Origin of the sequence: Exiguobacterium sp. s59 (assembly GCF_018617475.1) — a bacterium.
GTDB classification, from domain to species: domain Bacteria; phylum Bacillota; class Bacilli; order Exiguobacteriales; family Exiguobacteriaceae; genus Exiguobacterium; species Exiguobacterium aestuarii.
The window spans coordinates 1-26,876 of the sequence record NZ_JACSKG010000007.1; the positions used below are offsets into that span (position 1 = coordinate 1).

34 protein-coding genes and 1 pseudogene are annotated in these 26,876 nt (G+C 41.6%); 23 read left to right on the forward strand and 12 right to left on the reverse strand.

Translation table 11 applies throughout. The annotated features are described in order from the left end of the window. Nucleotides 1–96 precede the first annotated feature (96 nt). Complete coding sequence (locus KNO91_RS13205; protein ID WP_214818349.1) at nucleotides 97–372, forward strand: hypothetical protein; 276 nt, start codon at nucleotides 97–99, stop codon at nucleotides 370–372. Next, nucleotides 336–1,217 carry an IS3 family transposase gene (locus KNO91_RS13210; protein ID WP_371816673.1) on the forward strand — a complete coding sequence of 294 codons (882 nt, stop codon included), beginning with the start codon at nucleotides 336–338 and terminating at the stop codon, nucleotides 1,215–1,217. Before KNO91_RS13205 ends, KNO91_RS13210 begins: the two co-directional genes overlap by 37 nt. A 62-nt stretch (nucleotides 1,218–1,279) precedes the next feature. Here KNO91_RS13210 and KNO91_RS13215 read toward each other — a convergent pair whose 3' ends face one another. Further along, nucleotides 1,280–1,999 (reverse strand): peptidoglycan DD-metalloendopeptidase family protein, encoded by a 720-nt coding sequence (locus KNO91_RS13215; RefSeq protein ID WP_211779490.1) that lies wholly within the window; start codon nucleotides 1,997–1,999, stop codon nucleotides 1,280–1,282. A 294-nt stretch (nucleotides 2,000–2,293) separates the two neighbouring features. On the opposite strand from KNO91_RS13215, the gene KNO91_RS13220 reads away from it, so the two are divergent. The 4 genes from KNO91_RS13220 to KNO91_RS13235 are packed head-to-tail and all read left to right on the forward strand — an operon-like array spanning nucleotide 2,294 to nucleotide 5,810. Then, nucleotides 2,294–2,929, forward strand: coding sequence for a cytochrome c biogenesis CcdA family protein (locus tag KNO91_RS13220; protein WP_371816674.1), 636 nt, complete (start codon nucleotides 2,294–2,296; stop codon nucleotides 2,927–2,929). A gap of 37 nt (nucleotides 2,930–2,966) precedes the next feature. Next, entirely contained in the window at nucleotides 2,967–3,773 is an 807-nt protein-coding gene (locus tag KNO91_RS13225; RefSeq protein WP_214818351.1) for a hypothetical protein, read from the forward strand. Nucleotides 3,774–3,825: 52 nt separating this feature from the next. Further along, the gene (locus KNO91_RS13230; protein WP_214735330.1) at nucleotides 3,826–5,142 is read left to right on the forward strand and encodes a sensor histidine kinase; all 1,317 of its coding nucleotides are present in this window, start codon (nucleotides 3,826–3,828) and stop codon (nucleotides 5,140–5,142) included. After that, on the forward strand, nucleotides 5,139–5,810 hold the full coding sequence (locus KNO91_RS13235; RefSeq protein ID WP_214686845.1) for a response regulator transcription factor: 672 nt from the start codon (nucleotides 5,139–5,141) through the stop codon (nucleotides 5,808–5,810). The genes KNO91_RS13230 and KNO91_RS13235 overlap by 4 nt, the downstream gene beginning before the upstream one ends. A gap of 60 nt (nucleotides 5,811–5,870) precedes the next feature. Here KNO91_RS13235 and KNO91_RS13240 read toward each other — a convergent pair whose 3' ends face one another. Next, complete coding sequence (locus KNO91_RS13240) at nucleotides 5,871–6,443, reverse strand: YdhK family protein (RefSeq protein WP_214686843.1); 573 nt, start codon at nucleotides 6,441–6,443, stop codon at nucleotides 5,871–5,873. 188 nt (nucleotides 6,444–6,631) lie between these two features. Between KNO91_RS13240 and KNO91_RS13245 the strand changes: the two genes are divergently transcribed. The 5 genes from KNO91_RS13245 to KNO91_RS13265 all read left to right on the forward strand — a co-directional run bounded on the left by KNO91_RS13245 (nucleotide 6,632) and on the right by KNO91_RS13265 (nucleotide 9,563). Beyond that, nucleotides 6,632–6,967 (forward strand): hypothetical protein, encoded by a 336-nt coding sequence (locus tag KNO91_RS13245; protein WP_214686842.1) that lies wholly within the window; start codon nucleotides 6,632–6,634, stop codon nucleotides 6,965–6,967. Continuing rightward, complete coding sequence (locus KNO91_RS13250; protein WP_214818352.1) at nucleotides 6,951–7,505, forward strand: multicopper oxidase domain-containing protein; 555 nt, start codon at nucleotides 6,951–6,953, stop codon at nucleotides 7,503–7,505. The genes KNO91_RS13245 and KNO91_RS13250 overlap by 17 nt, the downstream gene beginning before the upstream one ends. Nucleotides 7,506–7,725: 220 nt before the next feature. After that, nucleotides 7,726–8,145: a multicopper oxidase domain-containing protein gene (locus tag KNO91_RS13255; RefSeq protein WP_251126664.1), complete on the forward strand. Its 420-nt coding sequence runs from the start codon at nucleotides 7,726–7,728 to the stop codon at nucleotides 8,143–8,145. A gap of 91 nt (nucleotides 8,146–8,236) precedes the next feature. Further along, a complete protein-coding gene (locus KNO91_RS13260; RefSeq protein WP_214720047.1) occupies nucleotides 8,237–8,563 on the forward strand; it encodes a four-helix bundle copper-binding protein in 327 nt (108 codons plus the stop codon). 319 nt (nucleotides 8,564–8,882) lie between these two features. After that, complete coding sequence (locus tag KNO91_RS13265) at nucleotides 8,883–9,563, forward strand: response regulator transcription factor (RefSeq protein ID WP_214684184.1); 681 nt, start codon at nucleotides 8,883–8,885, stop codon at nucleotides 9,561–9,563. Nucleotides 9,564–9,600: 37 nt separating this feature from the next. Here KNO91_RS13265 and KNO91_RS13270 read toward each other — a convergent pair whose 3' ends face one another. After that, entirely contained in the window at nucleotides 9,601–10,104 is a 504-nt protein-coding gene (locus KNO91_RS13270; protein WP_214684186.1) for a PCYCGC motif-containing (lipo)protein, read from the reverse strand. A 543-nt stretch (nucleotides 10,105–10,647) separates the two neighbouring features. Here KNO91_RS13270 and KNO91_RS13275 point away from each other — a divergent pair. The 3 genes from KNO91_RS13275 to KNO91_RS13285 are packed head-to-tail and all read left to right on the forward strand — an operon-like array spanning nucleotide 10,648 to nucleotide 11,248. Continuing rightward, nucleotides 10,648–10,764, forward strand: a complete 117-nt coding sequence (locus tag KNO91_RS13275; RefSeq protein WP_214818353.1) for a CAT RNA binding domain-containing protein — start codon at nucleotides 10,648–10,650, stop codon at nucleotides 10,762–10,764. Continuing rightward, the gene (locus KNO91_RS13280) at nucleotides 10,761–11,066 is read left to right on the forward strand and encodes a PRD domain-containing protein (protein ID WP_051638972.1); all 306 of its coding nucleotides are present in this window, start codon (nucleotides 10,761–10,763) and stop codon (nucleotides 11,064–11,066) included. Before KNO91_RS13275 ends, KNO91_RS13280 begins: the two co-directional genes overlap by 4 nt. A gap of 17 nt (nucleotides 11,067–11,083) precedes the next feature. Further along, entirely contained in the window at nucleotides 11,084–11,248 is a 165-nt protein-coding gene (locus KNO91_RS13285) for a hypothetical protein (protein WP_235263542.1), read from the forward strand. Nucleotides 11,249–11,509: 261 nt separating this feature from the next. Here the strand turns inward: KNO91_RS13285 and KNO91_RS13290 are convergent, their stop codons facing one another. From KNO91_RS13290 to KNO91_RS15345, 4 genes are all read right to left on the reverse strand, one after another. Next, nucleotides 11,510–12,070, reverse strand: coding sequence for a hypothetical protein (locus KNO91_RS13290; protein ID WP_214818354.1), 561 nt, complete (start codon nucleotides 12,068–12,070; stop codon nucleotides 11,510–11,512). A gap of 3 nt (nucleotides 12,071–12,073) precedes the next feature. Beyond that, on the reverse strand, nucleotides 12,074–12,328 hold the full coding sequence (locus KNO91_RS13295) for a hypothetical protein (RefSeq protein WP_214735179.1): 255 nt from the start codon (nucleotides 12,326–12,328) through the stop codon (nucleotides 12,074–12,076). A 50-nt stretch (nucleotides 12,329–12,378) separates the two neighbouring features. Then, on the reverse strand, nucleotides 12,379–12,864 hold the full coding sequence (locus KNO91_RS13300; RefSeq protein WP_214735178.1) for a hypothetical protein: 486 nt from the start codon (nucleotides 12,862–12,864) through the stop codon (nucleotides 12,379–12,381). 298 nt (nucleotides 12,865–13,162) lie between these two features. Further along, nucleotides 13,163–13,432 (reverse strand): hypothetical protein, encoded by a 270-nt coding sequence (locus tag KNO91_RS15345; RefSeq protein ID WP_214784099.1) that lies wholly within the window; start codon nucleotides 13,430–13,432, stop codon nucleotides 13,163–13,165. Nucleotides 13,433–13,441: 9 nt separating this feature from the next. Here KNO91_RS15345 and KNO91_RS15460 point away from each other — a divergent pair, with 9 nt between their 5' ends. Together KNO91_RS15460 and KNO91_RS13315 are read left to right on the forward strand one after the other, a co-directional pair. Further along, nucleotides 13,442–13,507: a hypothetical protein gene (locus tag KNO91_RS15460; RefSeq protein ID WP_353047515.1), complete on the forward strand. Its 66-nt coding sequence runs from the start codon at nucleotides 13,442–13,444 to the stop codon at nucleotides 13,505–13,507. 14 nt (nucleotides 13,508–13,521) lie between these two features. Then, nucleotides 13,522–14,277, forward strand: a complete 756-nt coding sequence (locus KNO91_RS13315) for an ISL3 family transposase (protein ID WP_214818360.1) — start codon at nucleotides 13,522–13,524, stop codon at nucleotides 14,275–14,277. Nucleotides 14,278–14,331: 54 nt separating this feature from the next. Here KNO91_RS13315 and KNO91_RS13320 read toward each other — a convergent pair whose 3' ends face one another. From KNO91_RS13320 to KNO91_RS13330, 3 genes are all read right to left on the reverse strand, one after another. Next, nucleotides 14,332–14,811 carry a TVP38/TMEM64 family protein gene (locus tag KNO91_RS13320; RefSeq protein WP_214686824.1) on the reverse strand — a complete coding sequence of 160 codons (480 nt, stop codon included), beginning with the start codon at nucleotides 14,809–14,811 and terminating at the stop codon, nucleotides 14,332–14,334. Between the two features lie 143 nt (nucleotides 14,812–14,954). Beyond that, a complete protein-coding gene (locus tag KNO91_RS13325) occupies nucleotides 14,955–16,115 on the reverse strand; it encodes a D-alanyl-D-alanine carboxypeptidase family protein (RefSeq protein ID WP_214782756.1) in 1,161 nt (386 codons plus the stop codon). Nucleotides 16,116–16,140: 25 nt separating this feature from the next. Continuing rightward, on the reverse strand, nucleotides 16,141–17,592 hold the full coding sequence (locus tag KNO91_RS13330) for a UDP-N-acetylmuramoyl-L-alanyl-D-glutamate--2,6-diaminopimelate ligase (RefSeq protein ID WP_214818362.1): 1,452 nt from the start codon (nucleotides 17,590–17,592) through the stop codon (nucleotides 16,141–16,143). Nucleotides 17,593–17,790: 198 nt separating this feature from the next. On the opposite strand from KNO91_RS13330, the pseudogene resA reads away from it, so the two are divergent. The 4 genes and pseudogenes from resA (at nucleotide 17,791) to KNO91_RS13350 (ending at nucleotide 21,707) form a co-directional block, all read left to right on the forward strand. Then, a pseudogene (resA, locus tag KNO91_RS13335) lies at nucleotides 17,791–18,296 on the forward strand (thiol-disulfide oxidoreductase ResA). A gap of 344 nt (nucleotides 18,297–18,640) precedes the next feature. Continuing rightward, nucleotides 18,641–19,549 carry a F510_1955 family glycosylhydrolase gene (locus tag KNO91_RS13340; RefSeq protein WP_214818364.1) on the forward strand — a complete coding sequence of 303 codons (909 nt, stop codon included), beginning with the start codon at nucleotides 18,641–18,643 and terminating at the stop codon, nucleotides 19,547–19,549. A gap of 99 nt (nucleotides 19,550–19,648) precedes the next feature. Beyond that, nucleotides 19,649–21,052 (forward strand): sensor histidine kinase, encoded by a 1,404-nt coding sequence (locus KNO91_RS13345; RefSeq protein ID WP_214818366.1) that lies wholly within the window; start codon nucleotides 19,649–19,651, stop codon nucleotides 21,050–21,052. After that, nucleotides 21,030–21,707, forward strand: a complete 678-nt coding sequence (locus tag KNO91_RS13350) for a response regulator transcription factor (protein WP_029595517.1) — start codon at nucleotides 21,030–21,032, stop codon at nucleotides 21,705–21,707. The genes KNO91_RS13345 and KNO91_RS13350 overlap by 23 nt, the downstream gene beginning before the upstream one ends. 59 nt (nucleotides 21,708–21,766) lie before the next feature. Here the strand turns inward: KNO91_RS13350 and KNO91_RS13355 are convergent, their stop codons facing one another. Then, on the reverse strand, nucleotides 21,767–22,099 hold the full coding sequence (locus KNO91_RS13355; RefSeq protein WP_214782768.1) for a four-helix bundle copper-binding protein: 333 nt from the start codon (nucleotides 22,097–22,099) through the stop codon (nucleotides 21,767–21,769). 272 nt (nucleotides 22,100–22,371) lie between these two features. On the opposite strand from KNO91_RS13355, the gene copZ reads away from it, so the two are divergent. From copZ to KNO91_RS13370, 3 genes are all read left to right on the forward strand, one after another. Beyond that, a complete protein-coding gene (gene copZ, locus KNO91_RS13360) occupies nucleotides 22,372–22,575 on the forward strand; it encodes a copper chaperone CopZ (RefSeq protein WP_029336157.1) in 204 nt (67 codons plus the stop codon). A 281-nt stretch (nucleotides 22,576–22,856) separates the two neighbouring features. Next, the gene (locus tag KNO91_RS13365; protein WP_483299301.1) at nucleotides 22,857–24,890 is read left to right on the forward strand and encodes a heavy metal translocating P-type ATPase; all 2,034 of its coding nucleotides are present in this window, start codon (nucleotides 22,857–22,859) and stop codon (nucleotides 24,888–24,890) included. Nucleotides 24,891–25,238: 348 nt separating this feature from the next. Beyond that, a complete protein-coding gene (locus KNO91_RS13370; protein WP_214818368.1) occupies nucleotides 25,239–26,198 on the forward strand; it encodes an IS30 family transposase in 960 nt (319 codons plus the stop codon). On the opposite strand, the gene KNO91_RS13375 is transcribed toward KNO91_RS13370, so the two are convergent. Beyond that, entirely contained in the window at nucleotides 26,185–26,862 is a 678-nt protein-coding gene (locus KNO91_RS13375; RefSeq protein WP_214818370.1) for a CadD family cadmium resistance transporter, read from the reverse strand. The two genes, KNO91_RS13370 and KNO91_RS13375, sit on opposite strands and share 14 nt — an antisense overlap. Nucleotides 26,863–26,876 lie beyond the last annotated feature (14 nt).

Consider the following 26,876-nt stretch of genomic DNA (forward strand, 5'->3'; position numbering starts at 1 on the left):
AGTGAAGTGAAGTGAAGTGAAGTGAAGTGAAGTGAAGTGAAGTGAAGTGAAGTGAAGTGAAGTGAAGTGAAGTGAAGTGAAGTGAAGTGGGCAGTGGTGAGAGACAAACTAAGTTGTGAGTTGACGACTAGAGAGATTATGGAGAAATACGGAATCAAAAATGAATTCCAGATTCACACATGGATGAGATGGTATCGGTCCAATGAAATCTATCGATTCGGCCAACCGATCGGGAAGCAGTACACCTACGGACTCGGTCCTGATTCCGCCAGCGAGGATGACAAGAAAGAGCGTCAACTATCCCACCTGAAGACGGAGAACGAAATCTTAAAAAAATTCATGGAGATCGAAAGAGAGTTGAGAAAGAAGTAGTCCTAAAGGTTGTAGAGCTCCTGAGGAGCAAATATACAGTCACGACAATCCTACGTGTGATAGACGTTCCGCGGGCAACCTATTACCGTTGGGCCAGAGAACCGGTGAAGCACCCTTCGGTGCTAGAGCAAACAATCGTCGTAGTATGTAAGCTTACAAAGTATCGATATGGACATCGAAAGATAAAGGCCCTATTAGAACAAACCTATGAATTGGCAGCAAACCGGAACACCGTACAGAGAATCATGAAGAAGCACCATCTCCAGTGTCGGATCAAACCCAAACGAAAATGGAAGTCTCAGGGTGAGAGTATCGTCATCGCCCCTGACCTTCTCAAGCGAGACTTCACTGCCAGTAGACCGAATAAGAAGTGGGTGACGGACATCACCTACATCCAATACGGGGGCACGACGAAGTACCTCTCCACGATCATCGACCTATTCAACAATGAGATTGTTGCCTATAAGCTATACGATCATCAACAGACGCCCCTCGTCATCGATACGTTAAGGATGGCGTTGGAGAGTCGGAACAATCCCGAAGGGGTTATCATCCATTCAGATCAAGGAAGTGTCTATACATCATATGCCTTTCAAGATTTCGTAAAGAGGAAGTATCTGACGAGCAGCATGTCTCGAAGAGGCAACTGTTGGGATAATGCGGTGATCGAATCGTTTCATTCGAACTTGAAGTCTGAGGTGTTCCAGTACGTCAAGTTCAACTCGTTAAGCGACTATGAAGTGCGTGAGCGGGTGAATAATTACTTAACTTACTACAACGAAGAACGTATCCAAGAAAAATTAGGCTACCTCACACCGATAAAATATGGTGTGGCGGTAGCCTAATCAAGGTATTTTTATTAGTGTCTCATATAGCTAGGTCAGTCTAATCTTTTCTTTTTTTTAGGTTACAAATAGTTCATTGGGTTGACACTATTCGCTGCAGAATAACTGCTGTATTTATAACTGTTTTTATGAATCTCAAAGTGCAAATGATTTCCGAACGAGTTTCCTGTATTCCCAACTGTTCCAATCTTCATACCTTTAGAGACTGTCTGACCACTTTTTACCGAAAGGCTGTTCATATGAGCATAAACGGTTACGTATTTTTGATTCTGTAGACTATGTGAAATCATAACGTGTTTACCGTATGCACCGCTGTTTTTAGATGTAATGACTTTTCCACTGGCAGAAGCGTAGACGGGTGTGCCTTTTGCTGCAGCTAGATCAACGCCATTATGGAATGTATAACCGTAAGCACCATTAGAGTTTCCGTATCCTTGGGTCAGCCGACCTTCTGTAGGAGAAGCAAAAAGAGAGTTATTATATGATGTTTTTTTGGCAACGTGGCTCTTATATTTTTTTAGGTAAGAACTATAGATATACCGTGTGTTTCCTTTGTAAAGTACTTTTGTCCAAGCCCCTTTTTTTCCTAAATAAGAAAAGGTCTGCCCAGTGTTAGTGATGCCGACAATTTTGTGATTGAGAGAAGGACCAGTCCGAACACGAAGATCGTCTGTCTTCACTTTTACGTTATATGCACTACTTGCTTCGACTTTTGGACTATGCATTGAAAAAGTTGTTGTGAGTAAGACACTAGAAGCGATAAGTATTACCTTGTTTTTCATTAGTTGTACTCCTTTAAAGATAAAGATACAGTGACGAACGATTTGTTAAAAGGAATATAGCATCACTATATTACAAAAAAGTATATCAAATTCATTTCAAAAATTGACAAGAGATTTAATCAAAAAATGCATAGTTTTTTCACAAACGGATTTTATGATAAAAATTAAACACATTTCTTTTTTATAAATATTCCAAAAAATAGATTTATTTTTTGTGTGTAGGAAAAAATTGATGGAATTATCTTTTTTGTTAGCTTTTGGGCAGGGTTTTTATCTTTCATTTCGCCATGTTGTCTGGCTTTATATCCCGTTTTTTTATCTTACATTACAGGGGTTTCAGTTAGAGAGTTAAAAGAAAATGAAAAGTGGAACTGGAATGGAGTTCCCCATACATTAGTTTTCCTACTTGGATTTTCGAGCGTATTTTTAGTGATGGGTTTTTCAACGTCATACTTGGCTGATTTTTTTATAGTGTATAAAGATGTTTTACAGATGAGCGGTGCACTTATTTTATTCATATTTGGTGTTATTCTAACTGGTCTATGGACTCCAACATTTTTACTTAAAGAGCGAAGATTGAACTTAGGAACAAGAAAGCGTGGCTATATCGGAACGCTTTTGGTCGGAGTCGGATCAGCTGCTGGATGGACTCCTTGTACAGGACCAATTCTCGCTGGAGTTATTGCTTTGATTGCCACAAATCCTGGTAATGGATTTTTATATATGCTTTTTTATGTTCTAGGTTTCTCCATTCCATTTTTCTTAATGTCGTTTTGGGTCGGGAAATCAAGATATTTAATGAAGTATTCTTCAAAGGTTACAAAAATAGGTGGAGGGTTTATGATTTTATTAGGTATCATATTGTATTTCGATGGTCTAACGAAACTAACTACAATATTGATTGATTTTACAGGGTTTAGAGGGTTCTGACGCTCTATTTTCTATTTCAAGAGGAGAGGCATCGTAAATGTTTCGTAAAAATGTCCTGATGATGGGAGTAGAGGAAAACTGGAAAGTGATGGAGAACATAAAACAACTTAAACCCTCAGGTATAGATATTCATATTTCTTCAAAAGAAGGATGGGTTCGAAAGCTACTTCCTGATTTTAAATATTTTGATTCATTTTCAAAAAAAGAATCAGAAGAAGGGTATATTAGTAATCTCATTGAATATTGTACTTCTCAAAAAATAGGCTGGATTATTCCTTTAAGCGAACAAGAAGCAACTACGCTATCGAAACACAAGTTAAAAATGAGAGAAAATAACGTAATGTTTATAACATCCTTTGATTTGGATAAAACAATACTTCATGATTTATTTTCGGTTCAAGGTAATACCTTTACTTACTCTTTTGACCAAATAAAGAATGCGCCTGAAGGTGTAAAGCTGGGGAAAATTGATGCATATATCGATTATCGATCTGATGAAGTGATTTGCTGTTTTATGAGAGAAGAGTATGAACGGTACCAAGATACTGTTCTTTCATACGAGGTGTTTGCCAACTCGATTTTAGAGGAGTGCGTAGCAATAATTGCTCAAAGGCTTAATATAAAGGGTTCTTTTTCTTTCGATTATCAACGTGATTCGGAGGGAATGTATACGATTACAAAAATAGAATGTTTCATGACGCATTCTACTCGTGAGGCTATTTTTAGTGATTATGATTTCGCTAATTATTTGTGGAGCAATATTCAAGGAATTGTCCTTTTAAAAGAATCAAATGATAAAAGCTCTTTTGTGTATCGCCTAAATGAAGAATACTTTCTTTTCTAAATCTCAACAGTTTGTTTTTATATGTAATCATCTTAAATGAGAAAGGTACTTTATGAATAAACTTTCATTTAAAATAACGTTATTTTATTTTTTCGGGATTCTCATGATTTTCATTCTCTCATCTGCTATTGTATACAACATTCTTGAGCATCAACAAGTAGAAAGTGAGCTGGAGAGCCTTCAAGAGAGAGGCAATAGTCATCGAGATGTTCTTTCCACTAACTTCGACAAGCAAACAGTTGAACACGTTGTTTTAATGGAGGAAAAGGCGATGACTGATGTGATTATCTTAGACAAAAATAATCAAGTCGTCGATTCATCTAACGACGCTGAACAATTTTTAAACCTGGATTGGATTCAAAAAAAGGATGGAATCGTAGAAGGTAATTGGAGAGAAGGCAAATTTTTAGTGACGGTGAGTAATATTGAAGATGGCGGTCAAATAATCATGTTAGAGCCGACGAAGTATATACAGCATTTGATGGGGGAATTGAAACAACAAGTAGTGTTCTCTCTATTCTTGTTAGTACTTTTTCTATTAGTAAGTGTTTATTTTTTGAGTTATATCATTATAAAGCCACTTTTATCAATGAAAGAGGCGACGGTAAAGTTAAGTCAAGGCGAGGTGCTGAAAATCAGAGAAGCTGAGAGAAGCGACGAAGTAGGAGATTTAGCACGAGCGATCACTAAGTTATCTGTTGATTTACGTCACATTCAAAATACAAGAAAGCAATTTCTGACTTCAATCACACATGAATTGCGTACGCCGATTACCTACATCAAGGGATATGCAGGACTCCTCAAAAAAGACGAATCGAGATTTGGAGATATTATCTATGAGGAATCCGAAAGACTTCAAGAACTGATTGAGGATTTGTTTGAACTTGCTAGATTGGAAGAGCCACATTTTCAAATAGATCCTCAGATTACAGAGATGAATGATTTCTTAAAACAGATCAGTGAAAGAATAATTGTTAAATTTGAGGAGAAACAAGTGAAATTAATTCTTCAAATTAATAAAACTCCCATCTACAAAGAGATAGACCAAGCTAGATTCGATCAGGTTCTCTTAAATTTACTGGATAACGCGCTAAAATATACACATGCGAACAAACGCGTATTTTTAAAACTTGATGAAAACTTTATTGAAGTTACGGATGAAGGTGGTGGTGTGGATGAACAATCACTCCCGTATCTTTTTGATCGTTTTTATCGAGTAGATTCTTCACGAAATCGTGAAACAGGAGGTACTGGGCTCGGTCTGGCTATCACGAAAGAAATAGTTGAAGCGCACAAAGGGACCATCGTAGCTATTAATGTAGAAAACGGGCTGAAGGTTGTCATTGACTTGAGGGGGATTCCAGGATGAGAACCATTGCTTTGGTAGATGATGAGAATCGAATGTTAGAACTGATTGAACTCTATCTGCAAGACAGTTATACCTGTATTAAGCTGAACAGCGGAAAAGAGATATTGAACTTGATTGATGTAGATGAGCCTGACTTAATCATATTAGATGTGATGATGCCTTTAATGGATGGTTTTGAGACTTGTCAAAGGATAAGAGAAGTTTCGAATGTACCAATCATTTTATTGACAGCACTCGACGGAAAAGAAGAAATCGTAAAAGGATTGCAACTGGGAGCAGATGATTACATTGTGAAACCGTTCGACGAGGCGGAATTGAAGGCAAGAATTCAATCGATTTTCAGACGAACTACAGTTTCTTCAGGATCAAAAATCGAATCGTCGGGTCTAATCTTAAATGAAGACGCCCATGAGCTGTATTACGATAATCATTTAGTCAAAGTCACACCAAAAGAATTTTCATTACTTGCTAAATTATTAAAAAATCCAGAACGTGTCTATTCAAGAGAGGAACTGCTCTCAAGTTTATGGTTAGCAAATGAGTGGACAGATGAACGAACGGTCGATTCTCATGTAAGAAACTTAAGAGAAAAGCTTAGGAAACTCGAGTTTCCTATTGAAGAACACTTTCGCACAGTATGGGGAATTGGTTACAAGTGGGTTCCTTAAATAAGGAGAAAGAAGACAAGAGAGGAACGGTTAAAAAACCGTTCCTCTCTTGTATATCGTTTATTCTGCAGATAGTTCGTCTTCAGTCACCCATTTATGATTTTTCACTTCTTCACCTGTAGTCGATTCAAAATCAATCATATACACTGTTGTTTGCTTAGCTGAATCGATAGTGGCCGTAGCGTCCTTCATTCCTCCCATATGATCCGCGTCTACTTTTACTTCATCGCCTACTTCATAAGGAGATGACTTGGCATCTACAATCTCTTCTTGAATAATCCATTTATGATCCGTGACGCGTTTCCCGCCATTTGTAGGGTCATAAGAAATGCTATAAGCAGTAGTATCATAAGCACCTACAATTTTAGCCTCAGCCCCTTTCATGCCTTCCATATGTGCTTCTTTGATCATCGCCATGTCGCCAACTTTAAATTTAGGGTTTTTAGCCTCTTGGAGCCCTTTCGGAACCTCTTTCGATCCAGACATGTCCATCGTCGAATGATCCATACCATCCATATTTTTATCCATGCTTCCTGTTGATTTAGAATCATCACTATTGCTTCCGCACGCAGCGAGTGCTAAAGAAAGCGAAGCAGCCATAGTTGTCATAATAATCTTTTTCTTTAATTTCATAAAAATTACCTCCAATTGCTTTTTTATGCTTTCCATAGACTCTATCACATAAATTTGCAGAAACATTGCAGAGAGCAGAAAAGTAACACATTGAAAAAAAACTATAAAATTCATGGGTAGAAAGACATAGTTCTTTCACAATCATTCTTTAAGTTAAAGATAATAATTGATTGGAAGGAATGATCCATATGAAGATAACATGGTTAATCGCAACTATCGGTATCTTCACTCTCATGATTATAGTGGGCGGTTCGTATTTACTTCTTACCCGAGGTACTATGTCAAACAACAAACAGCACATGGGATCTATGATGAATGGAGGAAACACTACTACAAATCAGAATATGATGGAAGGTATGGGACATGGTGCGAGTGTCGATTTAAAATCAACTGAAGAAAAAGAGCGACGATTAAACATCCCTAAGATACTAAAAGCCGATCGTGAAACCAAGAATTCCATTCAATACACGATTGTCGCTAAACAAGGGGAAACAAAGTTCTTTCGAGATGCTAAAAAAAACTAAAACTCTAGGATATAACGGAAATTATTTAGGTCCTGTAGTGGAGTTAAAAAAAGGGAAAACAATAACAATCCGTACGGTGAATCGCTTATCAGAAGCCACTACATCCCATTGGCACGGTCTTGTTGTACCATCATCCGTAGATGGTGGACCACATCAGGTCGTGAAAGCTGGTGAGACGAAGGTAGTAAAGTTTAAAGTGAAGCAAAATGAATCGACATTGTGGTTTCATCCACATCCAATGGGTAAGACTGCTGAACAAGTATACAAGGGGTTGGCAGGATTGTTATACGTAAAAGATGAAAAAACTAAAGAGACGATGCTACCTCATAAATATGGTGAAAATGATATTCCATTAATTCTTCAAGATCGAAAAGTTAAAAATAGGAATGTCCTTGAATATGCTGATGTAGAAAAAATAGATGGGGCTTTAGGCGATACCCTCCTCGTAAACGGAACGATTAATCCGTATTTTAACGTGAAATATTCGCAACTTAGGGTCAGGTTGATAAATGGTCCAATGCACGGAACTATGCAGTGAAGTTATCTGACGGCTCATCCTTTAAAAAAAATTGCTGATGATGGTGGTTACATCTCAAAAGCGAAAAACGTGAAAAAAATTGAATTAAGCCAGGCGAACGTATAGAGGTATTGGTAGATTTTTCAAAAAAAAAATTGGTGAGACTGTTTCATTTGAAACGAATGGAGTAAGGGTCGTTAACTTCAAACTGAAGGATAAACAAGGGGCGAACCTAAGTGCATTGGCGCTGAAAAATGGATATGAAAAGCCGCTAAAGACCTTGTCTACAGTGAATCAAAAATTAACTCTTTTCGGAATGGGCAAAAATGTTGAAATCAATGGGAAAAAGTTTGATAAGACGAGAATTGATATTAAGGCGAAACAAGGAGAATCGGAAATTTGGGAGGTCTATAATAAAAAAGACATGATGGGTGGAATGACTCATCCCTTTCACATTCATGGAGTCCAATTCAAAGTATTAGATCGAAACGGACAGAAACTGGATAATCAAGAAACAGGTCTAAAAGACACTATCGCTATAAAACCAGACGAACGAGTTAAGATTCAGATGACTTTCAAGGAAAAAGGGGTATTTATGTACCATTGCCATATCCTTGAACATGAAGAGAACGGAATGATGGGTCAGTTGAAAGTGGACTAAAAAATAGGTGAATGTTTTCATCTTTTCTTCACAAACTAAGGGAATAGGCTTTGTGTAAGTCAAAAAAGACGGAAAATGGAGGTATTTTAGAATGAATACTGGACAACAAGAAATCTTAGGTGCCCTACACAACTGTATAGTGACTTGTAATGAATGCTTTGATGCGTGTTTGAGTGAACATCATGTTTCTTCGATGGCAGAGTGTATACGTCTAGACAGAGATTGTTCTGAAATTTGTAGTCTTTTAGTACAAGCTATTTCTCGAAACAGCAGCAATATTGATGTTCTTGCAAGAAGCTGTGTTGAAATTTGTGAAAGATGTGCCGACGAATGTTCGAAACATGATCATGATCATTGTAAAAAGTGCGCTGAGGCCTGTAATGAATGTGCAAAAATCTGTCGTAAATTAATTGCTTAAAGCGAAGTGTTAAAAATGAAGGAGCATCTATGTCGCCATGCCGAAAAAGGTATGAGCTAAAAAGCTGATGCTCCTTTATCTATAAAAACTACGGTACTTAGTTATGAAAAATTTCATAACCTTTATAGACCAGTAGTATGGCGAGAAAAAAGAAGGATACATAGAGAGTAACGATTAAACTCTTCATAAATGCTTTCTATATAATCAACTCCATCCTATAGTTTGAGTTGATTATATAGAAAGTTCGTGAAAATAATGAGGAAATAGATTGACAATCATTTATTATTAAAAAATTCTAATGTAAGAGGTGGTGGCTAGGATGGATAAAATATTAATTGTTGATGATGAAATAAGAATGAGGCAATTATTAAGACTTTATCTAGAACCAATAGGATATGAATGTAGTATGGCGAATAATGGGATCGAAGCTTTGGAGAAAGTGAAAAAAGAAACTTTTGATTTGATTTTATTGGACGTCATGATGCCAATGTACGATGGAGTCGAAGTATGTAAGAAAATAACGGATTCTCACCCGGAAGTCCCAATCATCATGATAACGGCTCTAAATGATGCTGAATCCATCGTCAAAGGACTAGATGCTGGAGCTACAGATTATGTCACAAAGCCGTTTAATGGGGACGTACTTTTAGCAAGAGTTCGATCTGTCATGAGAAGAAAAGCAAAAGAACCCGTTATATACCACGGACTTACGTTCGATGAGAGCAACGATTTAATTGTGTTAGATGGTAAGTCGATTGATTTCACACCCAAAGCACATGCGTTACTGAGATTATTTCTTCAACATCCTGGAAGGCTATTCAACAGATTGGAGCTTTATGAATTCGTTTGGTCTTATACATCAGAATCGGATCCAAGGACAGTGGACTCTCATATTAAAATGATCAGAGAGAAGTTAAGAGAGTTAGATTATCCAATTGATAGCCACCTGAAAACAATTTGGGGGAGAGGATATCGTTGGAGTGAGGATGAAACAAAATGACACCTTTGCTATACAAGTAAAAGTGTCATAATAAAAATCATAAAGGAGTGGGTGTCGGTTTCGAGTAGCCATCTTTATACGAAGAATCGATTTCAGAACGAATATCTTTAATCGATTCTCCATCCCGTTGCTTCAAAATAGACTTTACAGCAATCTCAAGACATGTGCTGCATGTTGTTCCGTGGCTTGTCCATTTCACAGACCCATCCGTCGTATTTTCTTCTATGAAGCAATCATAATTATTTTTGTGATTGACTGTTTCACCACAGCCACAATAACAAGGCATTTTCTCTAGTAGTTTACGATTTTTTGATACAGCTTGATAAACATTTCGTACATCTTCAGGTTGAGTTTTTAAAAATGTAGGAAGTATCACCGATGATGATGTTTCTTCAATCTTGTCACCGCTCAAATGTTTCGCATGATCGGCTTCCTTTGAATGATTGGGAGTAGAAGACTTCGTCGTGTCTTGAGCACAGCCGACCGCGATCAAGGACAGGCTAATAAGGCTTACTCTTTTTAAGAGTATGTTAAGTTTCACGATTCGATTCTCCCTCGAGATAATTTTGTAGGCGCGCAAAACAAAGCGTGTGAATTAGCATTTTTCGTATTTTCTAGTAGCTCTTTTTTCTGTTCAAGATAATACCTATTCATTCATTTGACATAGTTTTCATTGATTCAGTTAATTCATGAATCGTCATCAATCGTTTGATGTATACCTCGAACTTGTCCTTCAATTCCTTTTAAAGTTCCAGTACTTGTGTTTTTCACTCTAAATAGTCTTCTTTAAACAAAGGGTCTCATTTTAAAAGATATACCCTACTTGTATGATAGTTTTTAATTTTTAGTGTGTCAAAATACATTTTATATATAAATATAATTTAAAGAAAAAACGATATGTCACTCTATATAGACACCATACAGGTATATATGAACTGAACCCCGAATGATGGACACTTGAAAAAAGTGCCTCACTCGGGGTTTTTCGTGTGCGCACGAATCGCTATAATGAATTCTGAGTGTACCGCTTTTTTTAGGTTATGCCTTTTTGTGTGGACAAGCACCTAAAAGAGAGGGACCTAATATGAAAGTTGTGAAAGTTTTTAACAATAATGTCGTTTTGATTGAAAATGATAATAATGTTGAAGAAATAGTGACTGGAAGTGGCATTGGTTCGGTATCCGAGAGGGAGACACCTTGAGAGATGTCAAAATCACACAAAAGTTTGTACTAGAACAACAGGCATCTGTGCATGAGCTGGAAGCACTTCTACAACGAATCGATGTGAAGGACATCGAATTGGCCGGCGATATTCTCCAACTTTATGAAACTGAAGTAGGGAATACGGTCAACAACATGGCTCTCCTTGGACTAGGTGATCACATTAATTTTGCGGTCGAACGTGCGCGAAAAGGGATGAACTTCCGTTCTGCGTTAGAGTGGGAAATTAAGCAGTTGTATGCGAAAGAGTACTCGGTCGCATCGGCGGAGATGAGTTCGTGATCCTTTCGCCTTATCCTTTGGACTTCAAGAAAGCGACATTTAAATACGAGCTCTCAATCGGAGATGTGCCGGTGACGCTCGATGCTTCAATTGGAGAAGCTGCTTATCCGACAGACGGGGACTCACTAGAGACACTGATTTTGGTCGCAGATGATGCGATGTACATACAAAAATATACATGATTGAGTCACGACATGCCATGACTCGACAACAAAAGAGAGTGTACACGTTTCGACGTCGAAATGTATACACTCTTTTATATATCCATCAAAGTGGAGTCGAATCGATTGTCTGGAAAGCACTCTGTCCCTTTAGAAATATACACATCTCAAAGTATTGTCGTCGCTTTTGATTATATATGACCATATATCATTTTTTTGTATACAAAAATCTAGATTGATCAGGAGAGGTAATTATCGAGATTAGGCGGTACGAGCGTAAGGTTAAGAAGGGCTCGATGAACGCATCAAGGACTCTTCCAACAACCGAGACTCTTCTAATAGTTCTTTTAACGTATTGCTATACGGGTTCAATGAGATTTGAGTATGTCCGATGCTTCCAAAACTGAACGAACGCTGCATCAATACACCCAGGAATGTCAGCTTGTCTGTACTCGTGTAAAACGATACGAATTCCGGGTCGTCGCTTAGCCTCGCCAGGAGGGCAGCCTCACGTTCTTGAGGGGGAAGTTGTTGAAAGACTGGATCACCGATCGATTGATAATAGGCGTCACAAGCGTAAACTAGTGTAAATTTAAGTTCGAGAGCAGCCGCGTGGTCATAGATGAGTTCAAAATGGCGAAGGTCGTTGTCATTCACTTGTGACAGAAGATGTAAGAAGAAAGCGGACTCACTATTCGCAGCGAGTTCTGGCCGGGCGAACACTTTCGCAGAGTAGATGGCCAATAGAATGGTCGACTGATAAGAGTGATTGGTCTCCGAAATCTCTTTGGCACGGGCGATGAACAGTTTGACGACATCATCGCGTGTCTTGAACTCATCCATGAGTCAGGACATGTTCTCGAGGGTCATATCGCCCTCCGAATACAGTTTCCATGCGAGATAGTCCATGAAGCGGTGTCGGTATCTCACATAAGGAGACTTTTCGAGCTCATCGGAAAGACTGACCGAGAGAAGTTTGATTGGGTTAGTTGCTATTTCACAAGCAAGGGCTCCGTAATGACCGAGTGACACAGCAGACTCTAAAACAAGTTTAGAGGCATATTTGACGACTTTGCGGATTGGTTTTCGTTTCTTTCCCATGTAGCATCCTCACACCTTCCTGTAAGGGCTGGTCAACAAACGATTGGACGTCAATAGTGGCCGAACAATTTTTTGAGGGACCTCCACTTGGGCGGGTAAGCATTGCTGCCGCTATAGGAACTAGTCTCCCCCCCCTTCTTACAGACCTCCAACTTCCACTGGGTCCCATCGTGAGTGATTGTTTCTGTTTCTACGAACAACTCCGGCCAGAGATGCGTCTTAAAAGAATTGAATTTCTTTAAGACTTTTGCAGAGTCATCCTGGTTGTACCAACCGGATTCTATCCGTTGTTCCTCGCCAAACGTTTGAAGGATCAAGAGTTCTCGTTTAACGAAACCGTTCGAATGAAAAGTCAAAATGGACTCGTTATAAACGCCAAAACTCCCGATCCATAGCGTCACTTTCATGATAGGGTCTGTTAGTGTTAATTCACTAAGCGGAATGGTTGGCTCTAAAGCTAAAGACTGACGACGTTTGTTCTTTAACTCTGACTCCTGAAATTCCTTCTTGTCGAGAGAATCATCTTTTTTGTGCATCCTAATTCCTCCCGTTACATAAGTTTGATGTTGTACGAAAGTCATTTGTAATGGAGAATTACATAACTGTGTAGAATAAAGGAAGTAATTATCCGAAATGACTTTTCATGGGCTCATCACCATAAGGTGTGGTTGACACATAAAATCCATCGGATTTTGAATTGAACATAGAAAAAAAGCGAAAACCCCGGTGTCGTAATTGTTGCTTAGACAAACCACGATTGGAGTTTTCGCTTTGCCCCAACAGTTTATCAAATTACCTCTTCCACTTCCAGCCCTTTTTCAGATCCAAATGTCGTCAGACGAAGAACCAAACGTTTTTCCGGTCATCCCGGGTCAACATGACATCCCTTGTCCGCTGTGCCAGAGAAAGACCATCCTGCATTCGAAAAAGCGGCGTCGCTTTCGACACGGTCATGCGTGGAACGTCGGTGTACTCTGGATCGAACTGGATGTCCCACGTCAAAGATGCAGCTCTTGTGATTTGACGTTCGTGTATGACTACGCTCTCGGGCTCGTCCGCACTTCCACCGAGGTTTTCCGGAAAGGCATCGCAAAACGTTGCCACGGACGGACAATCTCAGATGTCGCACGCGAGTACGGCCTCCCTTATACGACGGTGGAGCGCTGGTTCTATCAGTAGCTTCGGTGGAGACGATGGAGCGTGCAACGCATGTCCTGGTCGACGAGTTCGCCACGAGAAAGGGGCACCACTATGCGACGATTGTCCTCGATGCCAAGAGTGGCCAGCTTCTGTCCATTGTCCCGGGCCGGGACGTGGCAGCCATCACGGCAGCACTTCAAGGCATATTCGAGGATATCCGTTCTGTCGTCAGTGATTTTGCACCGGCGATGGCGAAGGCCATCAACCATGTCTTCCCGGAGGCAGAACATGTGCTGGACCGGTTCCACCTCGTCCAGTTCGTCACGGACGCCCTTCGCCGACGGCGTCGTTTTTTGAACGAGGCAAGACGCCATCACCACGTTCGCGTGATCGATCGTTCGCTCGCGCGTCGCCCGGAAACACTGACTGGGGAAGACCGGGAGGTCGTCCGTTCCTGTATTCAGGAAGATCCATTCATTCGGAACCTCTATCAAGGGCTCCAGCATATCCTGTATGTGCTGAAGGCGACGTGCGAGATACAGACGCAACGGCGGCTGTCGGACTGGTTGGACCGTTATCAGTTCCATCCGTGCGGGCCCCTGGCGAAGATCGCGAAAGCAATCCGGGTCCGGGAGCAAGCGATGCGCCAGACCATCGTGTCAAGGCTGTCGAACGGGAAGATGGAAGGGACGAACACTAAGATCAAGCTCATCAAACGCCGTGGTTATGGCTATCGAAACCTCGAACGATTCTTTTTAAGATTGCGCCTCGAGATCGGTCGTCAAAATAGCAACCACGAGTTATGGTGATGAGCCAGAAAAAGAGGATGAATTTATCGAAGTTTTCTCAAACAGGGGGTAAAATTACAAAGAATTTTTTCTTTTGTTCTTTGCCCAGATCACTAGAAACGATAGAAAGATCAAAATAAATAAGCCGTACTGATAACCGGGAGGTATGGATTCTACAAGGCCATAAACAACAGCCACTTCAAGAGAAACGGCCGGAATTTTACCGATGGTGCTGGCAATAATGAATAAGCCACCTGGAATGGGCGTCAAGGCCGCCCCTGCTGTTACCAGACCTGATGGGACAAAAGGAATTAAGCGCAGCAAGATGATTGCCCAGAAGACGCGGCTTATTGAAGAACTCTGGATGTATCTCCAGAACGGCCGCTTTAACCACTTTGGATTAACTTTTGAAAACCCATATCGATATAGGTAAAATCCGACGATAGCGCCAAAAATCTCCCCCGACAAAGAAAGGATGACGCCAATGGTTAACCCTAAAGAACTGATATTGAGAGACGTGAGCAAAAAGCTTGGGAAAAAGCCAACTGCACCCATACTTATGTTGAAAATGAGAAGCAGCAGAAATTCTAAAACGGGGAACTGAGTGTTTATGGTATAATCCGCCTCCTGCGCTGTTTAAAAAATTGATGGTATATAAAAGTTCAGTTGAATGAAATTTTAAGATAGAGAAGTGCGTTCTATATCCGTTTTTTTCGAATTCGGTAATACACTAATCCTGAAAAGCCAACGACGAGGAGGAACAAATAGATTGAACTTAAAATCCCAGGTGGGAAAAATGTGCGAACGTCTTCAGAATTAGAAGAAAGGTTTGTCTCAGAAGCACTGACAACGGGAAACTGATAAGAAGACAAAAGAGTGCCATCCTGATCAGTAATCCTTAATAGTCCATCTTCTTTTACAGCGATTGTCACTTGCTCATCTGTTTGGTGTGTATAAAAGAAATCGCCTGGCGTAATGTATTCCACATCACCGGCAAAAAAGCTGCTTTCTTTCGGAATGCTCACTGTTTTAAAATTTTCAAATCCAAAATCCAAAAGTTGAATAGTGTCAGCATAAGCTTCTGCCTCTGTGTCGCTTTTTAAGGTGACGACAATTAAATTCAGGTTTTCTCTTTTGGCTGTCGTGGCCAGCGTGACGCCTGCTTCTGGCACAAACCCGGTTTTACCACCCGTAACGCCTTCATAAGGTTTTTCCCTTAATAGTTTGTGGTGGGTATAAAGCGTGGTATCCCAGGATTCACCGTTCCAGGGCAGTTCTTTTGTTCCAAATATTTTCATGAATTCATCGTTCTTCATCGCATATCGGGTTAACTTCGCTAAATCTTCGGCTGTCGTAACATGCTCGGGATCAAAAAGACCGTGGGGATTTTCGAAGTTCGTATTCCGCAGGCCAATTACATCTTCTAAATATAAATTCATATCAGCAGAAAATAACTCAACGCTGCCGCTGATGTGTTCAGCAATGGCGACGCCGGCATCATTTCCAGAGTTGACTAAGAGGCCCAGCAACAGTTTTTCTAAAGTCACTTGTTCTCCCTCTTCCAAATAAACACGGGTGCCTTCCGTATTGCGTGCTTTTTTACTGATGGTTACAACATCATTTAATTTTCTGTTTTCAATTGCATAAATGGCTGTGGCAATTTTTGTTAGGCTGGCAGGATACATCTGCGACTGTGCATTTTTTTCATAGAGGATTTCTCCAGTCGTTGCTTCCATGACAATAGCTGCTTCACTGGATACGTTTGGCAGGGAAGGGTCATCAGTTTTACTGAAAACGGACGAAACGATTAAAGTGTTGATCATGATTAAAATGGTTGAAACAACACTTAGTTTTTTCATAACTATTCCCTCCTGAGTGATTATTTTAGTTCTGCTTTATTATATAATTGACGGTTTCCCGGTCCGAATCAGTCGGTAAATGAAAGGTTTGCTGGTATTTCTCGTGTCCTTTACCGGTAATCACAATCCAGTCGCCTTCCTTGCTTTCATGGATTGCTTGCTGAATGGCGAGTGTACGGTCTGGAACGATGCTGCCTTTTGAGTTGCCGTATGTTTCATTTAGTTGGTTTAAAACTTCCAGCATATCTCCTGGAGAAACATTGTTCAGGTCGTCCAACGTTAAAATGTAGCGGTCACTCATTTCAGCAGATATGGATAGCATGTGCTTTCTCTTGCTGGCATCTCGATTTCCACGAAAGCCGAAAATATGGGTTATTCGTTGGGCCCCTTGTGATTTTGCAGTTTCCAGGCAGTAAGAGATGGCATCCGGAGTATGGGCATAATCCACAATAACGATCGAGCCCTTGGCCAGTTTCGTGATCTCAAAGCGTCCATCGACTCCCTTGAAATGGTGAATGGAGTTTAAGAGCTTTTCTTTGGGGATACCCAGCAACAATGATGTTCCGTAGGCCATTAAGGTGTTATACATATTGTGCATTCCGGTCATGGCAGCGACCATTTGATACGTTTCGTTACTTTCAATCACCCGCATAGTGGAGGACAGAGAATGAAATTTTGCAACACGCAGGTTGCATTCAGTGGATGTGCCAATTGCATAAATCGGTTTTCCCTTTGTTTGCAGGATTCCACAGAGCTTTCGTCCCCACTCATTATCTGTATTCACTACAGCAATCCCATGTTCTTTCATCTGATTGAACATTGTAAGCTTCGCCTGAAAATATTCTTCCATGGAACTGTGATAATCCAGGTGTTCATGGTGAAGATTGAGGAACAAGCCGTAATCAAATTCAATGCCTTCTAACCGATACTGGGCCAGTCCATGAGAAGAAACTTCCATAATGACGACCTCATCCTGACTGAGGGTCAACAGTTTATGGAGAGCGAGTGAATTTGGTGTGGTGTTCGAGCTTTTCATTTTTTCGCCATTGATAACATTTTGGTTGGTACCGATGACAGAACAACTCATACCGTTGCTTTCCAGAAAGTGCTGGAGCATATAGCTCGTCGTCGTTTTTCCGTTGGTGCCCGTAATCCCAATCATTATTTTCTGGTCAGATGGACGGCCATAAAAATTCCTGGCCAGGATGCCAAGCGCTTTCCGGCTATTTTCCACCTGTAAATAAGGGACACCTAACCGGGTAATTTCTTGTTCTCCGATGATAAGGGCTGCCCCTTTTTCAATTGCCTGGTCAATAAACCCGTGACCATCAATTTCAAATCCTTTAATAGCAACAAACACAAAACCTTTTTCCACATCGCTTGAGTTATCGGCAATCCCCTTGATGTCTAATTCTAATATTCTGGAATCTAATCGGGAGATTAGACCGGATTCGTTCAAAAGCTGATTTGTTTTCATAGATTTGGTGACCTCTCTAAAACTATTTAAATTTGATTTATTCTATTATAAAAATGTTGAAAAAATGTGCAGAATATATACGGGAAGCCTAACTACTAAAACTTAATGTTTTTGTAATACAAACGAAATCGAATCCTTTATGAACCATTACAGATAAAAACCCGGGATCTTAAGGATAAAAAGAGAAATCGCTTGATTATGAGGACAAGTATTTGTTCATTCTGGTTGTCGCTATTGCATTTACCATCTACAACGGATTAACAAAAGAGAAAAACGAATTGCTGCAAGTTGGAGATTCGGCACCCGATTTTGCGTTGACGGATTTGAACGGGGAACGGCATCAGCTGTCTGAGTACAAAGGGCAGGGGGTGTTCGTGAACTTTTGGGGTACTTGGTGCAAATCGTGCGAAAAAGAGTTCCCGCTGATGGAAAAGCAGTACCAGGTATACAAGGATCAAAGTGTGGAGATACTCGCTGTCAATATTGCGCAATCCGATTATGAAGTGAGACAATTTGCTGAACAGCGAAATTTAACGTTCCCGATTGTTATCGATAAGGACAAAAGTGTTATGGAAGCTTATAATATCCGTCCATTGCCGACTACTCTGTTAGTCAATCAAGAGGGCAAAATCGAGAAAATTATTACGGGTGAAATGTCCGAAGAGGATATCGCGAGTTATATGGAACAGATCAAACCGTGCTGATACCTCTGAATTTCCCAAGCATAATGCGGGCCACGTTATTTTGAAAAATGCTGCAAAGAAAAAACGAGAAAAAAACATTTCTTTAAAGTGGACTAACCAAAAGAAAAGAAATGTCAGGTGTAGAAAATTTATAAATAAAAATCAGGCAAAGATCCTCCACCGGACCGATTGGAAGGATTATTCCTTTTGGGTCAATTGTAGAGGGAATGGATTACCTGTTTTGAAATCAAGATATCTGCACAAAAAGTCGAAACTTTTTCGTTAAACTTTAAGAATGTTATACTTATAAAAAATAAAAAATAAAAAATAAAAAATAAAAAAAGACATATTCGGAGGGCATCTACATGAAAAAAAAGAGAATAGGAACGGCAGTGCTGTCGGCTTTTCTTTTGCTGGCAGGCTGCAGCAATGATACAACGGATTCATTTGAAGTGCCGTTTGAAGGGGAACTGAACCATGTTCATGGGATGGGTTATGCAGGAAATGAGAACGGACTGTATTTTGCCTCGCATACCGGGCTGAAAATTTACCGGGAAGAGGGCTGGTTCGAAACGGCGGATAATTTTCATGATTATATGGGCTTTAATGCAACAAATGAAGGTTTTATTACGTCGGGCCACCCAAGTGCAGACTCAGAATTACCCAATCCCCTAGGGATACAGCGAAGCATCGACAGCGGTAAATCGATTGAAGAGATTGCATTTCAAGGAGAAACGGATTTTCATGCCATGGCGGTGGGATATAACAGTAACGACATTTTCCTAATCAATCCGGCCAAGAATTCCCTATTGGAAGCCGGCGTATATAAAAGCGGTGATGAAGGCGAATCATGGAAAACTGTGAAGGCTGAAGGGCTGGAAGGCGAAGTGACTTCGCTCGCTCTTCACCCGGCTGACTCAAACTTCGTCGCTGCAGCTACGGCTGCAGGGATTTATTTCTCACGGGATGGCGGAGAAAATTTTAAAGCCATTACAGACGGAAGTGAAACAGGCACAGCGGTGCATTTCACCGAAGACCATTTGTACTTCGGAAGCAACGGGACAGCGGCGGCTCTGGTGAAGTATACTATGGAAAATGAAGAACTCGAGCCGGTGGATACACCGGACCTTTCACAAGATGCCGTCGCTTTTATTGCACAAAACCCGATGGATGGAATGGAACTAGCGATCTACACATTTGAAGGCAATGCCTACTTGTCGGAAGACGGATTACAGACCTGGAAAACGCTGCTGGAAGAGGGAAAAACCAAGTAGAAACCAGCTAGCCGTTTGAAAAACGAACCGAATCCAACAGCTTTCGGCAGCAGTCTTTGTCTTGATTGCTGCTAACCAATCGACTTAAAGAGGGATGCCATGTTAAACAGGCTTGCATTGAAAATAGGTTTGCTGTTTTTTGTGTTTATTATCATCATTGAATTGGTTTTGTTTCTAACCCTGTACGTTACTTTTGTCAATGAACGGGTGGATGAAGTCATGACCAACCTGCTTGCAAGAGGGAACACCCACAGCGAAGTATTGGAAGACAGTTTTGAACCGGCGACATTGAACCATGTGGCGTTGATGGAATCTGCCTCCGATTTCATCGTCATCATCACGGATGCAGATGGCAACGAATTGACCCATTCCGATCTGATTGAACCTGAAATGAGGGAAGTGTTGGAACACACCGATTTTGATGAGGTTCTGCAGGGAGGGAAGGTCGTGGAAGAACGATGGGACAAAAAAGAGTTTATTGCGACGGACAGCCCAATCACCATTGAAGGAGAACATAGAGGCCACGTGTTCATGTTTGCGGAAACCAATCATATCAAAGGGATGGTCAGTCATTTGCGAAACCAATTCCTGATTGTTGGCCTGATTGCTGTCGGGTTGACCGTCATCACAATTTTTTTGCTATCCCGATTGATTACGTTGCCGTTGATTCGGATGAAAGAAGCGACGGAACAGTTAAGCGAAGGGCACCACGAGGTCAGCCTGAATATTGGCCGAAACGATGAGTTGGGAGAGCTGGCGAAAGCCATCACTGCTCTATCCAGTGACTTGGAACATTTAAAAAATGAGCGGAATGAATTTTTGGCGAGTATTTCGCACGAGTTGCGGACGCCGTTGACCTATATCAAAGGATATGCCGATATCGCGAGCCGGCCGGATGCATCCGAGGAAGAGAAAAAGGAATACATTGGCATCATCCGGGAAGAGACGGCCCATTTGACGGAATTGATCCGGCAGCTGTTTGAGCTGGCTCAGATGGATCATAACCAGTTCGCCATTCAAAAAGAGGAATTTTCACTGGAGATGCTTTTTGCATCCGTCGTTGCCTTGGTTCGGCCAGCTTTTGACGAGAAACAGATTTCATTGGCTGTCCATTGTGAACATGAGATTGTCGCCTTCATTGATCCCGAACGTTTTCAGCAGGTATTGCTGAATGTCTTGGACAACGCCCGCAAGCATTCTCCTGAAGGAACACAAGTGGTATTACAGGGAGTCCAAGATAAAGGTACCATCACCATAAAAATCCGTGATGAAGGAGAGGGCATACCGGAAAAAAATCTTCCTTTTGTCTTTGAACGATTGTATCGGGTCGATAAATCCAGATCCAGACAGTACGGAGGAAGCGGTCTTGGCCTGGCGATTGCGAAAGAAATCGTCGAATCGCACGGTGGTCTCATGACGCTTCAAAGTGAGTACGGACAAGGGACAACCGTCCTGATAGAATTGAAAAGGGGGGATTCGCTTGCAGAAAGTGTTGTTGGTTGATGATGAACAACGAATGCTGGATTTAGTGGCTTTATATTTGAAGCCGCATCAGTACCTCTGTAAAAAAGCACTGGGAGCTCATGAAGCCCTCGACTATTTGGAATCGGAACCTTTCGATCTCGTCTTACTGGATATCATGATGCCGGAAATGGATGGCTGGGAACTGTGCCGCGAAATCCGGAAATTTTCGGATGTGCCAATCATTATGCTGACGGCGCGGGAACAACAGGAGGATATTGTTAAGGGATTGAATATCGGGGCGGATGATTACATCACAAAGCCGTTTAATGAAGATGAGTTGCTGGCCCGGATGGGGGCGCTGCTTCGCAGGAGAACTCCGAAAAATACCATTGAAGTGGACGGTTTGGTGTGGGACGAAGACCGGTTTGAACTTACGTACGGCAAACATATCATCAAATTGACGCCAAAAGAATTTCTGATGGTGGGCCATCTGATGAAGAATGCCGACAAAGTGTTTACGAGGGAGCAGCTGATCCAGTTAATTTGGGGATTCGACTCAGAGACGGAAGGGCGGACCATCGATTCGCATGTGCGAAATGTTCGGGAAAAAATCCGCCAGTCCGGTTTTCCGGTCGATGATCATTTTCTCACGGTTTGGGGAATCGGCTACAAATGGATCCATGAAGCAGAATGATGCTTGATAAAAGAAAAGGTCCGTCGGAAAATATTTCCGACGGACCTTTTTGAGTAAGGTTATGCGGCGTTACGGCAAGCTTCTGCACATCTACGGCAAGCTTCCGCACAGCGTCTGCAATGTTCATGATGATCGGCGTGCTTCTCACATTCCTCTGCGCAAGCTTCGCAAATGGTTGCACAAGCGGCTGCCAGTTCGGAAACGAACGGTGAATTGTGAGTAATGGCATGTTCCAAAAATGCACAAATGTCCGCGCATTCCCGGTCTAATCGAATGCACTGTGCTAGCATCTTCACATCGTCTTCCTGCAGACAAGCGTCAAAACAATGGTTACATTCCGCTGCACAATCATGTAATGCCCGAATCAATTCCTGATGTTGTTCATGAGCCAAGTTAAAACCTCCATTTCTTATTTTTGCTTCATTTACTGGATTTCCCTCTCCTTTCCAAACTAAACAGAAATACCGAAACTCCATAGAAACTGCACATTTTATAGACAAGTAATCAAATATTAAAATCAATGGTGCGGTTTTTTTGGGGGGTCATTGTGAACTTCTAAATTAGAGTCATGGAAACAGCGATAAAGTAAAATGATACTAAACACTTGATATACCCTATCGGGGTATGTTAAGTTTAAGGAAATATTACTTTAGGAGGAATAATAATGATTGAAACATTAAAAGTACAAGGTATGTCCTGCGGCCACTGTGCAAACTCGGTTGAAACGGGCGTCGGTGAACTCGAAGGGATTTCATCTGTGACAGTTGATCTTAAAAAAGGCGAAGTGGCAGTAGACTATGATACTGCCAAGACATCATTAAACGAAATTCAGAAAGCGATTGAAGAACAAGGGTATGACGTCGTATAAGGGTGCTTTCACAGCACACTTTACTTTTAAATGAAATATACCCCCGCGTGGTATATTCGGCAAGAACTTTGTGAATGTTAAGAATGTAAATAGGGTTAAATAGGATAAGAACCACTAGTTTGGAGGAGGCGCACTGAATGGCTAAAAATGATAAAGACCATCACCACCATCAAGACGAACAGGTAGATCACAGTAAAATGGATCATTCCAAACATGTTGGGCATTCGTACCATGAAGACCAAGTGAAAGAAGGCATTCAAGACGACAGCAATCCTGCCAAAATTCATGATGATCATGCCCATCACCATCATGGTGGCCACGATCATAGTAACCATGGACATCACAATCATGGTGGCCACGATCATAGTGACCATGGACATCACCATCATGGGAATTTCAAAGAAATTTTCCTGAAGTCGCTGCCCTTGGGCATTGTCATTCTATTATTGTCGCCGATGATGGACGTTCGGCTTCCTTTCCAATTTACTTTTCCATACTCGGATATTGTGGTCGCTGTATTAGCAACTATCTTATTGGTTTATGGCGGAAAACCCTTCTATCAAGGTGCAATCGCTGAATTTAAGGAAAAAGCACCGGGTATGATGGCCCTTATTTCATTAGGGATATCCGTTTCCTATTTGTATAGCATTTACGCCGTGCTGGCACGCTACGTAACCGGCGATCACATCATGGATTTCTTCTTTGAATTCGCGTCCTTGCTGTTGATCATGCTCCTTGGGCACTGGATCGAAATGAAGGCTATCGGAGAAGCAGGAGACGCGCAAAAATCGCTCGCCGAATTGGTGCCGAAAGATGCACATGTGGTATTGGAAGATGATTCGATCGAGACGCGTCCCGTAAATGAGCTGAAAGTCGGAGACCTTGTACGGGTTCAGGCCGGAGAAAACGTCCCTGCCGATGGCATCATCAAAAGAGGCACCTCGCGGATCAATGAAGCTTTGCTGACGGGGGAATCTAAACCCATTGAAAAAGGAGCCGGAGACAAAGTGATCGGCGGTTCCACGAACGGTGCAGGCATCATATATCTTGAAGTACAGGAAACCGGCGACCAATCGTTCATTTCCCAAGTACAAACCCTGATAAGCCAGGCGCAGGATCAACCTTCAAGAGCTGAAAATCTGGCTCAAAAAGTAGCCGGCTGGCTGTTTTATATCGCCATTGTGGTGGCTTTCCTCGCTTTTGTCGTTTGGCTGTACATTGCTGACATTCAAACCGCTGTTCTTTTTACGGTTACGACATTAGTCATTGCATGTCCACACGCTCTCGGCCTTGCCATTCCGCTGGTTATTGCACGAAGCACCAGTTTAGGTGCAAGCCGCGGGCTGTTGGTGAAAGACCGCGAAGCATTGGAGCTGGCAACTAAGGCTGATGTAATGATACTGGATAAAACGGGTACATTGACTACTGGCGAATTTAAAGTTTTGAACATGGAAACACTGGATGGTCAACATACCGAAGCCGAAATCGCGGCGTTAATGGCAGGGATTGAAGGCGGGTCCAGCCACCCAATCGCCCAGTCAATCGTCCAATACGCTGAGAAACAAGGGATTCAGCCTGTCCACTTTGATTCGATTGATGTTGTGTCGGGTGCGGGTATAGAAGGAAACGCCAATGGCCGCAAATACGAATTGATCAGCCAAAAGGCACTTGGAAGAGATGTAGCGGTGGATGTTCCCCAAGGGGCAACATTAAGTATACTAGTTGAGGACGGGAATCCGATCGGTACGGTCGCATTAGGCGATGAATTGAAAGAAACGAGCAGAACGCTGATACAGGCATTGAAGCATTACAATATAAAACCGATTATGGCTACAGGTGACAATGAAACGGCTGCCCAAGGAGTAGCAGAGGAACTGGGCATTGAATACAGAGCCAATCAATCACCGCAAGATAAATATGGTTTAGTGGAATCACTGAAAAATAATGGACAAACGGTTATCATGGTCGGCGATGGCGTCAACGATGCACCATCCCTTGCAATAGCAGACGTTGGGATAGCAGTCGGTGCCGGAACTCAAGTCGCCATCGATTCCGCTGATGTGATTTTGACTCAGTCGGATCCAGGCGATATTGAATCCTTTATCGAATTGGCCAATAAAACAACCAGTAAAATGAAACAGAACCTCGTGTGGGGAGCCGGTTATAACTTTATTGCCATTCCCATAGCGGCGGGTGTTCTAGCCTCCATTGGGATTACGTTGGCTCCTGCCGCAGGAGCAGTTCTGATGTCCGTGTCCACGGTTATCGTGGCTATCAATGCGATGACATTGAAACTAAGAAATAGAGCTGTTTAACACCGTGTTTAATTGTCGTACACGAAAAGTGCTGCCTCCCAAAAGTTGAATTTTCTTTAACCTTGGGGGCACAGTTTTGTATTAGGTTAAAGTCAAACGGAGGTTTGAAGACTTTGGATAATTAAATATATTTTTATAGTTAACATATGAGATATTATCGGAAGAGAGGAAGCCCAAAAGCTTCTTCTCTTTTCTACTTAAATTCAATTAACACAAAAAAGTTTTCAAAAATTGATCATTCATTCATTAATCGCCGATTGTAAAATTAAGCTAGACAATTGAAAAAGCCATTCGTGGTACACTCACAATGTATTTTCCGACCAAAGAAAAACATAGAAGTGATTACGAATGACCTACACCCATCTTACCACGGATGAACTGGTGATGATAGAATCCTACCACCGCCAAAATATACCTGTAGCGATCATTGCTAAGTTGATGAACCGTTCCAGGCAGCCAATCTACAACGTCATCAATTTCCTGAAATCAGGACATACAGCGCTCGACTTCTACACGCAATACAAGAAAAATAAGAAACGCTGCGGCCGGCGGAAGATTGTCCTGCCGAAGAAACAAGTGGCCTATGTTCAAGACAAGGTGGCGCAGGGCTGGACGCCGGATGTCATTGTCGGCCGGGCAGAAACGGCCATCGATTGTTCCGCGCGCACCATCTATCGCATGTTCAAAAATCAGGTCTTTGACGCCGCCACGCTGCCGATGAAAGGAAAACGGAAACCCAATGGACACCAGGAACGCCGGGGAAAACAGGCGTTCAAACGCCATATTTCCGAACGGGAAGCCGACAACCCGTCGTTCAAAAAAGAGTTCGGGCATATCGAAGGCGACACCATTGTGGGTGCCCGCCACAAAAGTGCGGTGATCACGCTGGTCGAACGGCTGACGAAAGTCATCATCGCCCTGAAGCCTGCAGGACGCAAGGCTTGCGATATTGAAACTGCGTTGAACCAGTGGTTCCAAGGGGTCCCGAGAAATCTGTTCAAATCCATCACGTTTGATTGCGGCAAGGAATTCTCCAATTGGAAACCGTTGTGCAACCGGCACGACGTCTCGATTTACTTTGCGGATCCCGGCACGCCTTCTCAGCGCGCCTTGAATGAAAACTCCAACGGGATCCTGCGGAAAGACGGCTTGGCAAAGGAAATGGACTTCAACCAGGTGGATCAAACATTCATTTCGTCGGTGGACGACAAGCGGAATAACATCCCAAGAAAGTCACTGAATTACCGCACACCGTTGGAGGCATTTTTGAGTCACCTGAATGGAGTCGATCTGTCTAGCTTAAATTGACAAACGGAAAACTCAAAAGGGCACTGAAAGTTTCGTTCTCCACCATGATATAGATTCCTAAACCAATAAAGACAATGGGTATAATCCATCTACCGTAATTCTCTAAGGTTTCAGAGACATGTTTAAAAGCTGCCAAACGATATCCAATAAAACACCAAATCGCAACCATAATAAAGAAAGTAATAACCGTTACTGCTAGTTGGTTCATGGTTAAAGTAGAGAAGAAAGGAACATATATTCCAATGTTATCTCCGCCATTAGCAAATGTTATAAATGCTACACTTAAAAAGACACTATTATACTTTCCAGAATTTAAACTTGAAAGAATTGCATTTTCATCCTCATCTTCTCCCTTTATAAACAACATAATCCCTAAATAGATTGGGATTAGTCCAAGTAATCCTACCCATTTCTCTGGAATTAACATAACTCCAAAAGTTCCTAAGAGACTAACTACTACTAACAAGGTAAAACCTAGATATTGTCCAATAATTATATCCTTAGGGGATATATGCTTATTCTCTGTCTGGTTACCTTTTAAACCTTCACTCGTTTTCACCTGTGCTTTTGCCTGTGAAAATAGCAGCATCAAAACAAAAATATCATCAATATTGGTAACTATAAATGCCCCTATTGCAGAAATAACGTTCAAAATTAAAGTCAATTACATCAACTCAC